Consider the following 13217-nt stretch of genomic DNA (forward strand, 5'->3'; position numbering starts at 1 on the left):
GCGATGGACAACGGACACCTGATCGACATGGCCAACCAGATCGGCGCTTTCTTCGAATCGATGCCCGATCGCGAAGAAGCGCTGAACGGGATCGCCGAGCATATCCGGCGCTTCTGGGAACCGCGGATGCGGCGCGCGTTGCTCGCCGCGCTCGACGATCCGTCGAGCGCGGCCGCCCAGCGTGCGTCACCGATCGTGCTTGCGGCAATCGCGGCGCACGGCGCGTCACTCGTACCGGCCACGGCTGCCGCCTGAGCGCCCGCTACGCGGGCAGCGACATGCCCGCGAACCAGCTTTCGCAGTGCCGCAGCAGCGCGTTCGCGTCGGTTGCGGTGCGGCCGCGCGCCGCGATGTAACCATCGGGCCGCAGCAGATAGAACGACGGCCTTGAACGGCCGTATGCCTGTGCAAGCCCTTCCGCACCGTCGCTTTCGGCATCGGCAACGCGCCACGCACGCACGGCGCCCGGCATGACCCGCTCCAGCCCCTGCACGAGCACCCGCGCATCCGCGGGCATCGGCGGCACACTGCCCGTGTCGCCCGCGTCAGGACTTGCCGGCTCTTCGAGCAGCAGCAGCGTGAAGCTCGCCGGATCGTGCAGGTCGTATAGCCGCGCGGTTCCGGGAGCCCGACCGAGCGGCCCGTCGACCACATGCACGAGCGCGTCGGGCGCGCGTTCGCCTGCGCGCGGCCCGCCATCGAGCACGCGTTCAAGCGTGAGTGGACTCTTCCGGTACTGCACACCGAGCTCGCTGACGGTGCGCCGCACCGCGTCGCGCATCGGTCCGAACGACGCCAGCAACGGCACGACGTGATCGCGCACCAGCTTCATCGCGCCGTGGTCGGCTTCGACGATCTGCGTCACGAGGCTCGTCTGCCGCAACACGTCACGCTCGATCGGATGGCGTTCCGCGTGATAGGTCTCGAGCAGCCGCTCCGGCGTGCCCGCGCCGAGCACGCGCGCAAGCTTCCAGCCGAGATTGAACGCTTCCTGGATGCCCGTGTTCATGCCCTGTGCGCCGGCCGGACTGTGCACGTGCGCGGCATCGCCGGCGAAAAACACGCGCCCGTGACGCAGCCGGTCGACCATCCGGCTGTGCAAGCGAAAATACGACGACCACGCGAGATCGCTCGGCGCGATCGACGCACCGACCCGGGCGCGCACGATCGCCTCGCATTCCGCGAGCGACGGGGTCGGCGCATCGGGCGATGCGTCGCCGCCGGGCGGCCGGTCGGCGACGAGCCGGTAGCGGCCGCCGCCCATCGGGAACAGCCCCGCGATGCCGTCGGGCGTCGTGAACAGGTGGATCTCCTCGTCCGGCCAGTCGGGTATCGCCGCGAAATCGGCGAGCAGGAAAGTCTGCTCGAACGCCTGCCCGGCGAAGCCGAGGCCAAGCAGATGGCGTACCGTGCTATGCGCGCCGTCGGCGGCAATCAGGTACGACGGCGCGAACGCTTGTTCGCGACCGTCGTTATCGCGGATCGTCACGTCGAGCGACGTGCCGCCCGTGGCGCACGCGGTGAGCGTGACGCCGCGTTCGACCGTCACGCCGAGCCCGGCCAGGTGCTCGACGAGCAGCCGCTCGGTGATGCTCTGGTCGAGAAACAGCAGATACGGATAGCGCGTTTGCAGCGGATCGAAATCGAGCCGCGCGATCACGCGGCCGTCCGCGTGCAGCGCGGCCGCATGCGCGCGATGGCCCAGCGCAAGAAACGGTTCGACCGCGCGATGCTGCTCCAGCAATTCGAGCGTGCGCGCCTGGATGCCGATCGCGCGCGAATGCGGCGCGGGCGCGACGAGCCGGTCGATGATTCGCACCGGCACGCGGGCACGCGCGAGACTCATCGCAGCGGCAAGGCCGGTCGGACCTGCGCCGACGATCAGCACGGGCGGGATATCGAGCAGTGTGTCAGCCATGAGAACCTCGATGACACGCGATCTTGCAAGTCTACGCCCCTCCGCGTGACGGGGCCATATGCCGACCGGCCGATCCGGGGTGCCCGCGCGCAGTGTGGGAAAATACGCACTTTCCGTCAGTTTTCGCGTCATGGATTCCGCATTCGACCGAGCGTACGCGGCACACCGCGCGGGCCACCTCGCCGAGGCCGAGCACGGCTATCGCGCCGCGCTCGCCACCAATCCCGCCGACGCCGACGCGCTGCATCTGTTCGGCGTGCTGCGGCATCAGCAGGGCCAGCATGCCGAAGCGGCCGACCTCGTCGGGCGCGCGGTCGAGCTGCGCCCGGGCGATGCCGCACTGCAGCTCAATCTCGGCAATGCGCTGAAGGCGCTCGGCCGGCTCGACGAAGCGATCGACCGCTTTCGCAACGCGCTGACGCTCGCGCCCGAATTTCCGCTCGCGCACTACAACCTCGGCAATGCGTATGCGGCGCTGCAGCGCCACGAGGATGCCGTCGATGCGTTCGGCCGCGCGCTGCGGCTCACGCCCGACGACGCATCGATCCACAACAACCTCGGCAACGCGCTGAATGCGCTCGGCCGCCACGACGACGCGCTCGCCGCGTTCCACCGCGCACTCGAGCTGCGCCCCGGACATGCCGGCGCGCACAACAATCTCGCGATGGCGCTGAGCGCAATGGGCCGGGCCGACGAAGCGATCGCGCACTTCCAGGCCGCGATCGCCGCGCAGCCGCGCTTCGTCGCCGCACATTTCAATCTCGGCAACACGCTGGAAGCGGTCGGCCGTCACGTCGAAGCGGCCGCCGCGTTCGAAGCCGCGCTCGCACTGCACCCGCCGTTTCCGCTCGCGCTCTTCGGGCTCGCGAACGCGTTGTGCGCGCAGGCGCGCCAGCGCGACGCGCTGCCCTACTACGAACGCGCGGTCGGTCTCGATCCGTCGTTCAGTCTCGCGTGGCTGAACCTCGGCAATGCGCATCACGCGCTCGGGTCACACGAAATGGCGCTGCGCGCGTTCGACCAGGCGCTGCGTGTCGCCCCCGACCTGAAGCTCGCGCAGCTGCACCGCGCCGTCACGCTGCTGACGCTGGGCGACTTCACGCGCGGCCTGCCCGCGTACGAGGCACGCCACGATACGCCGGGGGCGACGCCGCTCGGCACGCTGCCGCGCTGGCAAGGCGAGCCGATTGCGTCGCGCACGCTGCTGATCCGCGCGGAACAGGGCTTCGGCGACACGCTGCAGTTCGTCCGCTTCGTGCCGCTGGCCCGCGCGCGCTGCGCGCGTGTCGTGCTCGAGGTGCAGCCGGAACTCGTGTCGCTGCTCGCACCGGCTGCAACGCGCTGGCACGTGACGCTTGTCGCGCAAGGCGCGGCGAAACCGCCGGCGGCGGACGTCGCGTGCACGCTGATGAGCCTGCCGTTCCTGCTCGGGCTGCAACCGGCCGACGTGGTCGCGAGCACGCGCTATCTCGATGCGCCGGACAGCGCGCGCCGCAGCTTTCGCGGCTCGCTCGGCGGCCAGTCGAAACGCAAGTTCGGCCTCGCGTGGTCGGGGCGCCAGCAGGCGCAGGAAAACCGCTCGATGCCGTTCGACGCGCTCGCGCCGCTGCTCGCGCTGCCGGACATCGACTGGGTCGTGCTGCAGCCGGCACTCGACGACGATGAACGGGCGCGCGTCGATGCGCATCCGCGCGTGCATCGCCTCGACGGCCGGCTCAACGACTTCGCCGACACGGCCGCGCTGATCGAGCGGCTCGACGGAGTCGTCACGATCGACACGGCGGTCGCGCACGTCGCGGGCGCGCTCGGCAAGCCGCTGTGGATCATGCTGCCGTTCGCGGCCGACTGGCGCTGGTTCACCGGCGACGACTGTCCGTGGTATCCGCACGCCAGCATTGCCCGCCAGCCCGCACCGGGACAATGGCTCGACGCGGCGGCGGCGGTCGCTGGCGCGCTGCGCGACGCCTGAATGCGTGCAGGCCTCACCTCATACGAACAAGGGAGCGCGACGCGCTCCCTTTTTTTATCTGACGTGATGCACCGCAGATGGCGTCAGGCTGACTTGTACTGGTTGCGCGCCTCGGATGTGCGATACAGCACGAGCGTCGCGATCAGCCCGCAAATCGCGGCGACGCTGAGCCATAGCCCCGGTGCCGCCTTGTTGCCCGTCTGGTGGATCAGCAACGTCGAGATCGCGGGCGTGAAGCCGCCGATCGTGGTCGCGAGGCTGTATGCGAGCGAGAATCCGGCCGTGCGCACGTCGGCCGGCATCACTTCGGTCAGCGCGACGACCATCGCGCCGTTGTACGAACCGTACAGGAACGACAGCCACAGCTCGACCGCGAGCAGCCGCAGGAACGACGGTTCCGCCACGAGCCACAGCACTGCCGGGTAGGCCGACAGCAGCGTGAGGACCGTGAACGCGATCAGCACCGGGCGGCGTCCGATGCGATCCGACAGCGCGCCGGACAGCGGTAGCCACACGAGGTTGGACAAGCCGACGCACACGGTCACGACGAGCCCGTCGAGCGACGACAGGTGCAGCACTTCCTTGCCGAACGTCGGCGTATACGCGGTGATCATGTAGAACGACACCGTCGTCATGATCACCATCCCCATGCCGGCAATCACGACACCCCAGTTGTCCAGCATCGACTGCATGATCTCGCCCATCGTCGGACGGTGACGCTTCGCGAGGAACTCGTCGGTTTCCTTCAGCGAGCGACGGATCAGGAACAGGAACGGCACGATCAGGCAGCCGATCAGGAACGGGATGCGGCCCCACGCGGTCATCTCCTCGGCCGGCAGCACGCGATTCAGCAACACGCCGACGAACGCGGCGAATACGACCGCCACCTGCTGGCTGCCCGATTGCCACGACGTGTAGAACCCCTTGTGCCCCTTCGTCGCGATCTCGGACAGGTAGACCGACACGCCGCCGAGTTCGACGCCCGCGGAAAAGCCCTGCAGCAACCGGCCGAGCAGCACGAGCGCCGGCGCGAGCACGCCGATCGTGGCGTAGCCGGGCACCGACGCCACCGCCAGCGTGCCGAGCGCCATCAGCCCCAGCGTCAGGATCAGCCCCTTGCGGCGACCATGATGGTCGATGTACGCGCCAAGCACGATCGCACCGACCGGCCGCATCAGGAACCCCGCGCCGAACACCGACAGCGACAGCATCAGCGACGCGAACGCGTTGCCGCTCGGAAAGTAGGTTTTCGCGATGGCCGACGCGTAATACCCGTAGACCATGAAGTCGTACATTTCGAGGAAGTTGCCGCTGACGACCCGGAACACGGTCCGGACTTTCGATTCCTGCGCGACGGCGGGTGTTGCTGTGGACATGTTTTTCTCTCGGCGCGGATGGCGCGACATCCGCGCCGGGTGGATCCGACGATGTGTATCGCACCGGCCCGGCGCGCACGGACATCGCTGCCCGCCGGCGGCAGGTCGCGCAACGATGCGCACGCCGGCATGGTCGCAAATGATGCCATGTGACGCCGACAGTTGCCTTGTAGCGAGCCTGCGGTTGCCGACCCTGCGATCGGCTCGTACGAATCGCCTCGAAAGGCGCGCCAGAATCAGATTTGTCCGATCGACCGATCGCCGTCGCCTGACCACAATGTCACGATTTGCGACGATATCCGCGCCGCGCCAGCATGGGCCCCCGTGTCGCACGGCGTACCTCCCTCATGACCCCATCGCCCCTCGTTTCCGTCGAAGGCACGCTCGCCCGCCCTCGCGCTACCCCGCTCGACGGCGTGCCGCCATTCGGCCGCGAATGGACGTTCGGCGGCACGCCCGCCGACCGACCCGGCAGGCGCTGTCTCGCCACGCTGACGACCTCATGCATCGACGTCGACACACCGCACCGCACGTGCCGCTGGCAACCGGTGCTCGCGGCCCCGCCGGCGTCGGCCGGGGCGCCGCTCGTGCCGGCCGACGCCCCGGCCCGGTCGCCCCGACGGACGGCCGATCTCACGCATGACCGGCGTGCGGTGCATGCCGCGTGCTGGAGCGTCGGCGCGCTCGGCATCATCGGCTGGTTGATCGCCGCGCACGAACCGTTCCCGGCTTTCGCGCCTGCGCCCGCGATTCAGATCGCTGGCGACGTGCCGGCGCATGCCACGCATTCGACGGGTACCGTGCGGATCGCCGCAGTTGCGCCTGTCGCGCCGGCGCCGTCACCGGCACCCGCGCGGCACACCGCGGCACAACCGGTCGCGGCACCCGCCAGTTCCGCGCCGCGGTACAACGCGACGCCACACGTACGGCACACCACCACCGCATCGCCGCCAGCGCCAGCGCCAGCGCCGGCGCCGGCGTCGCCACGTCGGCCGAGCGGCAAGCGCATGCCAACTGTACACACCCGTGCATCCTCCGCGCCCCGCCCGCCGGTCGCGCCCGTCGCAGCGCGCACGCCGCCCCACGAGCGGCTCGACCCGCTGCCGCACCCGAGCGCAACGCACGACCTGCTCGACGATCCGCTCACGCTGATCGCGATGGCGAACGCGCTGCACGCCGATCGCCCCGCACGCGCGGCAGACGCAGCGGCGACAGAGTTCGACTGGACGTCGCAACTGTCGCACCGCCGCCTGACCGACGCGCCCGGCACGTTGCGGCGCTGACGGCCACCCAATAAAAAAACCCGGCGATGACTGCTTCGCCGGGTTTCGTTCGTCCGTCGATCCGTCGGATCGACACATCGTCACTTGCGCGCGGGCAACCCCGTTTCGGTCTGCCGCTCGAGTTGCCGCACCTGCTCCTGCAGATCGCGCAACTGCATCTGCGCCGCCCGCTTCTCGACCTGCAGCGCCTGCGTCTGCTCCTGCGCCGACTTCTGCCGCTGCGCGACCTCGGCCTGCTGGCTGCGCGCGACGCTCAGGTCGGCCTGCAGTTGCTGCGCGCGATTCGCCTGCAGTGCGATCACGCGCTCGAGGAACGTCTTCTGCGCCTGCAATTCGGTGCGACGGATCTCGACGTCCGCGAGCTGCGCAGTCTGCTGCACGAAGTTCGCATACACCATCTCCGCGCGGCTCTTCTCCTGCGACTTGATCACGCGCCACAGATGCTTGTCCTGGAACAGCGCGACGTAATACGTCATCTCGCGCGGATCGAACATCAGGCTCGCGCCATAGCTGCCGTTGTAGGTGGTACGCATCTCGACGATCCGAGCGTCGTGCAGCAACTGCGTGAGTTCGGCGACGTTGCCTTGCGCGGTGGCGTCCGTCGCGGCCGCCGCCGAAACCGCCGGCGCGGCATTGCCGCTCAGGCTCGTCACCGCGGGGCGGGTGCCCGCGACGGGTGCGGTCGCATCGGCGGACCACACCGCGCCCGCGTACGCGCAGGCGACCATCGCAACGATCCACGTTGCGCATCGTGCAGGGGAAAAATCTCGGAAGGCCAACGTCAGACTCCGGCGAACGAATCGGGAGCCGCGATTATCGTTCAAAACGAAACGGCCGCATCTCGAAATTGACGGGATGCGGCCGGCCTTCCTGCGAGGCTATGCAAGCGTCGGCTACAGGCGCGTTTCGCGTGCCGAGCGCAGGAATGCATCGAGCAGCGGCGTGCAGTCGAGCAACTCGCTACCGCCCGCGCGATGAAACTCCGGGTGCCATTGCACGCCGACGACGAACGGCGCGCGCCGGTAGCGGATGCCCTCGATGATCCCGTCGCCCGCGGACACGGCCTCGATGTTCAGGTCGCGGCCGAGATCGCGGATCGCCTGATGGTGGATCGAGTTGACGATCGCTTCGCTGCGCCCGGGGAACATGCTCGCGAGCGTCGACGAGTCGGGGAAGCGGATCGCGTGGCGATGCTGGTCGTAATGCTCGCTCACGTGCGCATTCGCGGTCGGCACATCGGTCGCGATGTCCTGGTACAGCGACCCGCCGAACGCGACGTTGATCAGCTGGCAGCCCCGGCACACGCCGAGCACCGGCTTGCCGGACTCGACGAACTCGTGAAACAGCTCGAGCTCGTACATGTCGCGCACGCGGTCGCCAGGCCATTCGGGACGCGCATCCGACGCCGCGTAGGTTTGCGGCGACACGTCGGCGCCGCCTTGCAGCAGCAGGCCGTCGAGGTGCTTCGCGTAGTCACGCAGGCGGATGTTGCTCGGATGCAGCATGCCCTGATGACCGACGGTCGGAATCATGAACACGAGCACGTCGCGCGACATCACCCAGTGCGCGATCGATTCCTCGAGATACTGCAGCGTCTTGCCGCGCAGCCCCTTCGCACCCGGCTCCGGATGGAAGATCCGCGCCGACACGCCGATGCGCAGCGTGCGCTGCGTGATGCGCTGGCCGGCACGGTCGAACATCCGTCGTGCGCGCGCCGCGATGATCCGGCCGAACACCGACCACGGCGTGTCGCTTTGTTTCAGGTAAGCCGGCGGCACATTCTGCGCGCTGGCGGGCGGCGGTCGCGGCGTGTCGAAATCGGGCTGCGCGCCGAAGCCGGGCGGCGGTGCACCAGGTTTCGGCGGCGCTGTACTGCTGCCGGCGGCAGCGCCCGGCTCGGACGCGGCCGTGACCGGCGATGCGCCGTCCACCGCGACGTGCTGCGCAGCGGCAGGCGCGGCGAGCGCATCGGGCGTTTTCGCCGAATCGGAACGGGGGGAATTGGAAGAAGCGGAAGAGGTGCCGGGCAGACCGGCCGGGGAAGGCGTGTTTTCGCTCATGACGATGGTCTGGTACGTCGCTCGCGCGCATTGGATTGACGAGGATTCATTATGCTTCAGTGCACGATCGCGCGGTAAACCTGCAACATCCTGTCGATATTGTTGCAAGTCGTCGCATGCCGCGCCGGACACATCGCCGCCGCCCATCTGGCGGCATCAGGACATCGGCAAGCAGGCTGGACATCAGTGATATATCACAATAATATCCATGCATCGTCCACGCTACCCGATCGCCCCCGCCATGATCGTGCCCCGTCCGGCCGCCGCGCCGCCGCCCGCATGAACGCCCTGACCGACGCCCCGCAAGACCGGCCCGCCGCATCGGCGGTCAGCCTCGCCGACCGCGCGTACACGCTGATCCAGCGCGACATCATCACGATGCGCCTGAAGCCGGGCGCCGCACTCAACGAAGCCGACCTCGTCGCGCGCACCGGCATCGGCCGCACCCCCGTTCACCAGGCCGTGCACCGGCTGGTGCTCGAAGGGCTGCTGTCCGTGATGCCGCGCAAGGGCTTGATGGTGCAGCCGCTGTCGCTCGACGACATCGTCGCGGTGATCGACGTGCGGCGCATCAACGAAGCGCACTGCGTCGAACTCGCCGCGCGCCATGCGACGCCCGACGATCTCGCGCGCATGGCCGCGCTGCTCGACGACGGGCAGGCCTGTATCGACACGCACGACGTCGAGGGCATGATGGAGCTCGACCGTGCGTTTCATCAGACGATCGCCGCCGCAGCGCGCAACACGGTGCTCGCGGAGATACTGCGCGCGCTGCACGAGCGCTCGCTGCGCTTCTGGTTCGTCACGCTGTCCGAGCCGCACCATCTGTCCGACGTCCAGCACGAACACCGCGAACTGTTCGAGCGGCTGGCCGCGCACGACGCCGTCGGCGCGCGCGCAGCCGTCGAACGCCATATCGATTCGTTTCGCGCCACTCTTGTCCAACGTCTTCGCCCCTGAGCCGCCCATGACCACTTTCACGCCCTTTCCCCCGCTCGCCCAACTCGCCGCCGACCTCGCCGCCGGCCGGACCACGAGCCGCGCGCTCGTCGACGTCGCGCTCGAACGGATCGCCGATCCGTCGGGCCAGGGCGCGGCCGTCTTCACCGAAGTCGACGCCGACAATGCGCGCACGGCCGCCGACGCGCACGATCGGCTGCGCGCCGCGGGCACCGTGCTGTCGCCGCTCGCGGGCATCCCCGTGTCGGTGAAGGATCTGTTCGACGTCGCGGGCCAGGTGACGCGCGCCGGTTCGCGCGTGCTCGACGGCGCGCCGCCCGCGAAGGCCGATGCGGTCGCCGTCGCGCGGCTCAAGCGCGCGGGCGCGGTGCTGGTCGGCCGCACCAACATGAGCGAGTTCGCGTTCTCGGGGCTCGGGCTGAACCCGCACTTCGGCACGCCGCGCTCGCCGTACCGTCGCGACGTGCCGGGCGATGCACGAATCGCCGGCGGCTCGTCGTCCGGCGCGGCCGCGTCCGTCGCCGACGGGATGGCGGCCGTCGCGCTCGGCACCGACACCGGCGGCTCGATCCGCATTCCCGCCGCCCTGTGCGGGCTCACGGGCTTCAAGCCGACCGCGAGCCGGATCCCGACGCAAGGCGGTGTGCCGCTGTCGACCACGCTCGACTCGTTCGGCCCGATCGGCCTGACGGTGGCATGCTGCGCGCTCGTCGACCGGATGCTCGCCGGCCTCGAGCCGCATGTGCCGGCCGTGCGGCCGCTCGAAGGCGTGCGGCTCGGCGTGCTGACCAACTATGTCACGGACGGCGTCGACGCCGACGTCGCCGCCGCGCTCGACGCGTCGCTCAAGCATCTCGAGGCCGCCGGCGCGATCGTCACGGAAGTGCGTTTTTCCGCGCTCGACCGGTTGCCGGACATCAACCGTTTCGGCTTCTCGCCGATCGAGGCGTACGCGTGGCATCGCCCGCTGCTCGCGCAGCACCGCGATCAATACGACCCGCGCGTGCTCTCGCGCATCCTGAAGGGCGAACCGGCGAGCGCGGCCGACTATCTCGACCTGCTCGCCGCACGCGCGGCCATGCTGGACGAAGCGGCGCACACGGTCTGGTCGCGCTTCGACGCGCTCGTCGCGCCGACGGTGCCGGTCGTGCCGCCCCGCATCGCTGAACTCGAAGCGGACGACGCCGCGTTCACGCGCGCCAATGCGCTGATCCTGCGCAACCCGAGCGCGTTCAACTTCCTGGACGCGTGCGCGCTGTCGTTGCCGTGCCATCCGCGCGACGCGGCGCCGGTCGGCCTGATGCTCGCGGCCGCGCCGCATCGCGATGACGCGCTGCTCGCGATCGGCCAGTCGGTCGAGGCCGTGCTGAACACCATCCGGTGACGGCCCGGACGGAATGATGGCGTGCGGCACACCGGGTGTGGCGGGGTGCCGCACGCGCGCGCTGTCAGTTTCGTGCCAGATCGTTCGCGCTAAAATCGCACGATTGTTTATCGGACCGACCAACGACAGGAACCCCGCCGACATGAATGACACCTCGCTCGCACTCCGCCGTGAACGCCGCCTGCTGATGCTGCTCGGCTGGGCGTGCATCGCCCTGCTGGCCGGCGCGCTGTACCTGCAGTACGTGAAGAACGAGGATCCGTGCCCGCTGTGCATCATCCAGCGCTACTTCTTCGCGGCGATCGGGATCTTCGCGTTCCTGGCGGCCGGGATGCGCAACTGGCGCGGCATCTGGGTGCTCGAGCTGCTGATCGCGATCGCCGCGGCCGGCGGCGTCGGCACGGCCGCGCGGCACCTGTCGATCCAGATGAATCCGGGCTTCAGCTGCGGCTTCGACACGCTGCAGCCGATCGTCGACAGCCTGCCGCCCGCCCAATGGTTCCCCGGCATGTTCAAGGTCGCCGGCCTGTGCGAGACGGTCTACCCGCCGATCTTCGGCATCCTGCTGCCCGGCTGGGCGCTGATCGGCTTCGCCGTGATCCTGATTGCCGTCGTCTCGAGCCTCTGGCGCCATCGCCGCAAGCTTGCAGCCTGACCGGCCGCGCGGCCCGGCCGACCGGTCGGCGCCGCGTCGCCGGCCCTGGTTCGCCCGGCCAGGCCGGCGACGTCCGCTGCGGCCGCACCCTGCCGGCCGCGCGTAAACACCTACCCCCACCGCCGCCCGGATTTCCGGGCGAACACGCATCGCGCGACAGCGGCGCTTACGCCCCGCCGCGCGTGCGTTTCGGCCCGATGCCCGCGCATCGGCACCCCGATCCCGCGCGGCGGGCCTATGATCGACATGATCGCTGTCTGATAGCCCGGATCACCGCCCGGCGATGTTCCCGTCGCCTTGCGGTGCTATCTTCGCGGCTGGATGGCGATCTACGTGCGCGAGGCCAGGCGGTCTCACCTCCTGCGTAACGCGCGCCTGATCCGCAATGTCGACTGGATTCATATGACAACGCAAACCATCCGCATCCGTCACCCTCATGGCGTCCGCATGTTCCGCGGCGTCGTGCGCGCGCGCCTTCGGCGCCCTGCCGCCGCACCGCATCAGTCGTGCGGCCAGCCCGCGCCGCTCCCGTCCGTCCTCGTTGCCGCCGCGCCCGCCAGCCCGCGCCGCGCGTCGTGCCGCGTCGTCCCGAACGGAGCGCGCTGATGGAAGCCTGGCTCGGCGATCTGCAGCAACTGCTCGCGCACGGCGAAGCGGCCGTGCTCGTGACGGTCGCGCATACCGACGGCTCCGCGCCGCGCGAGGCCGGCACCAAGATGCTCGTCACGCGCGACATGGCCCGCCATACGATCGGCGGCGGTCATCTGGAATGGAAGGCGATCGAGATCGCGCGGCATCTGCTGAAGGACGGCGCGCACGTGCCCCACGCGCGCAGGCTCGAACGGCTCGCGCTGGGCCCGAGCCTCGGCCAGTGCTGCGGCGGCGCGGTGGTGCTCGCGTTCGAGCGGCTCGACGTCGGCGATCTCGGCTGGATCATGTCGCTCGCGAAGCGCGTCGCGGCCGGCGCCGCGACCGTGCGTAGCGTATCATTCGGCCCCGCGCCGGGCGCGCCGCTGCTGAGCGAGCCCGAATCGCCCGCCGCGCGGGCCGATTGCCTGCTGTGGGAAACCGGCGGCGTATCGCTGATGACCGAAACGATCGCGCCGTATGCGTTCCCCGTCATGTTGTTCGGCGCCGGCCCCATCGGCACCGCGCTCGTGAAGGTGCTGGCGACGCTGCCGTGCCACGTGCGCTGGCTCGACGGGCCCGACGCGGTGTTCCCGCCGGCCGACGCGCTCGCCGGCATCGGCAATCTCGCGATCGACACACTCGCCGCCCCGGCCGATGCCGTCGACGCGGCGCCGCCGCAAGCGTACTTCGTCGTGGTGACGCACGACCACGCACTCGATTTCGTGCTGGCCGAGCGCATCCTGCGGCGCGGCGACTATGCGTACTTCGGGATGACCGGCTCGCACACCAAGCGCGTGCAGTTCGACCACCGGCTGGCCGCGATCGGCATCGACCCGGCCCAGGTCGCGCGGATGCGCTGCCCGATCGGCGTCGAAGGCATCATCGACAAGGCCCCCGAAGTGATCGCGATCTCGGTGGCCGCGCAGTTGCTGCAGGCCGTCGAGGCGAACGCGCCCGCGCAGGCTTCCCACTCATTCTGACC

At 69.7% G+C, this 13217-nt stretch carries 11 protein-coding genes; 7 read left to right on the forward strand and 4 right to left on the reverse strand.

The window, feature by feature from the left end; translation table 11 throughout:
* The first annotated feature begins 3 nt into the window (after positions 1-3).
* Complete coding sequence (locus tag GEM_RS12390; RefSeq protein WP_014897743.1) at positions 4-255, forward strand: formate dehydrogenase subunit delta; 252 nt, start codon at positions 4-6, stop codon at positions 253-255.
* Positions 256-262: 7 nt separating this feature from the next.
* Here the strand turns inward: GEM_RS12390 and GEM_RS12395 are convergent, their stop codons facing one another.
* Positions 263-1918, reverse strand: coding sequence for an FAD-dependent monooxygenase (locus GEM_RS12395; RefSeq protein WP_014897744.1), 1656 nt, complete (start codon positions 1916-1918; stop codon positions 263-265).
* Between the two features lie 130 nt (positions 1919-2048).
* Between GEM_RS12395 and GEM_RS12400 the strand changes: the two genes are divergently transcribed.
* Positions 2049-3887 (forward strand): tetratricopeptide repeat protein, encoded by a 1839-nt coding sequence (locus tag GEM_RS12400; RefSeq protein WP_014897745.1) that lies wholly within the window; start codon positions 2049-2051, stop codon positions 3885-3887.
* 83 nt (positions 3888-3970) lie between these two features.
* Here the strand turns inward: GEM_RS12400 and GEM_RS12405 are convergent, their stop codons facing one another.
* On the reverse strand, positions 3971-5263 hold the full coding sequence (locus tag GEM_RS12405) for an MFS transporter (protein ID WP_014897746.1): 1293 nt from the start codon (positions 5261-5263) through the stop codon (positions 3971-3973).
* 1007 nt (positions 5264-6270) lie between these two features.
* Here GEM_RS12405 and GEM_RS32450 point away from each other — a divergent pair.
* Entirely contained in the window at positions 6271-6546 is a 276-nt protein-coding gene (locus GEM_RS32450) for a hypothetical protein (RefSeq protein ID WP_014897747.1), read from the forward strand.
* 80 nt (positions 6547-6626) lie between these two features.
* On the opposite strand, the gene GEM_RS12415 is transcribed toward GEM_RS32450, so the two are convergent.
* Positions 6627-7325 carry a DUF2968 domain-containing protein gene (locus GEM_RS12415; RefSeq protein WP_041490538.1) on the reverse strand — a complete coding sequence of 233 codons (699 nt, stop codon included), beginning with the start codon at positions 7323-7325 and terminating at the stop codon, positions 6627-6629.
* A 114-nt stretch (positions 7326-7439) separates the two neighbouring features.
* On the reverse strand, positions 7440-8606 hold the full coding sequence (locus tag GEM_RS12420) for a gamma-glutamyl-gamma-aminobutyrate hydrolase (protein ID WP_014897749.1): 1167 nt from the start codon (positions 8604-8606) through the stop codon (positions 7440-7442).
* A 279-nt stretch (positions 8607-8885) separates the two neighbouring features.
* Here GEM_RS12420 and GEM_RS12425 point away from each other — a divergent pair, with 279 nt between their 5' ends.
* From GEM_RS12425 to xdhC, 4 genes are all read left to right on the forward strand, one after another.
* The gene (locus GEM_RS12425; RefSeq protein WP_014897750.1) at positions 8886-9566 is read left to right on the forward strand and encodes a GntR family transcriptional regulator; all 681 of its coding nucleotides are present in this window, start codon (positions 8886-8888) and stop codon (positions 9564-9566) included.
* 7 nt (positions 9567-9573) lie between these two features.
* Entirely contained in the window at positions 9574-10950 is a 1377-nt protein-coding gene (locus GEM_RS12430; protein ID WP_014897751.1) for an amidase, read from the forward strand.
* 142 nt (positions 10951-11092) lie between these two features.
* Positions 11093-11605 carry a disulfide bond formation protein B gene (locus GEM_RS12435; RefSeq protein WP_014897752.1) on the forward strand — a complete coding sequence of 171 codons (513 nt, stop codon included), beginning with the start codon at positions 11093-11095 and terminating at the stop codon, positions 11603-11605.
* 605 nt (positions 11606-12210) lie between these two features.
* Positions 12211-13215, forward strand: coding sequence for a xanthine dehydrogenase accessory protein XdhC (gene xdhC / locus GEM_RS12440; protein WP_014897753.1), 1005 nt, complete (start codon positions 12211-12213; stop codon positions 13213-13215).
* Positions 13216-13217 lie beyond the last annotated feature (2 nt).

Origin of the sequence: Burkholderia cepacia GG4 (assembly GCF_000292915.1) — a bacterium.
GTDB classification, from domain to species: domain Bacteria; phylum Pseudomonadota; class Gammaproteobacteria; order Burkholderiales; family Burkholderiaceae; genus Burkholderia; species Burkholderia cepacia_D.

Excerpts from the sequence above, each read along its gene's own strand:
- GEM_RS12390 (WP_014897743.1), top strand. The coding sequence starts at position 4 with ATGGACAACGGACACCTGATCGACATGGCCAACCAGATCGGCGCTTTC.
- GEM_RS12395 (WP_014897744.1), bottom strand. The coding sequence starts at position 1,918 with ATGGCTGACACACTGCTCGATATCCCGCCCGTGCTGATCGTCGGCGCA.
- GEM_RS12400 (WP_014897745.1), top strand. The coding sequence starts at position 2,049 with ATGGATTCCGCATTCGACCGAGCGTACGCGGCACACCGCGCGGGCCAC.
- GEM_RS12405 (WP_014897746.1), bottom strand. The coding sequence starts at position 5,263 with ATGTCCACAGCAACACCCGCCGTCGCGCAGGAATCGAAAGTCCGGACC.
- GEM_RS32450 (WP_014897747.1), top strand. The coding sequence starts at position 6,271 with ATGCCAACTGTACACACCCGTGCATCCTCCGCGCCCCGCCCGCCGGTC.
- GEM_RS12420 (WP_014897749.1), bottom strand. The coding sequence starts at position 8,606 with ATGAGCGAAAACACGCCTTCCCCGGCCGGTCTGCCCGGCACCTCTTCC.
- GEM_RS12425 (WP_014897750.1), top strand. The coding sequence starts at position 8,886 with ATGAACGCCCTGACCGACGCCCCGCAAGACCGGCCCGCCGCATCGGCG.
- GEM_RS12430 (WP_014897751.1), top strand. The coding sequence starts at position 9,574 with ATGACCACTTTCACGCCCTTTCCCCCGCTCGCCCAACTCGCCGCCGAC.
- GEM_RS12435 (WP_014897752.1), top strand. The coding sequence starts at position 11,093 with ATGAATGACACCTCGCTCGCACTCCGCCGTGAACGCCGCCTGCTGATG.
- xdhC (WP_014897753.1), top strand. The coding sequence starts at position 12,211 with ATGGAAGCCTGGCTCGGCGATCTGCAGCAACTGCTCGCGCACGGCGAA.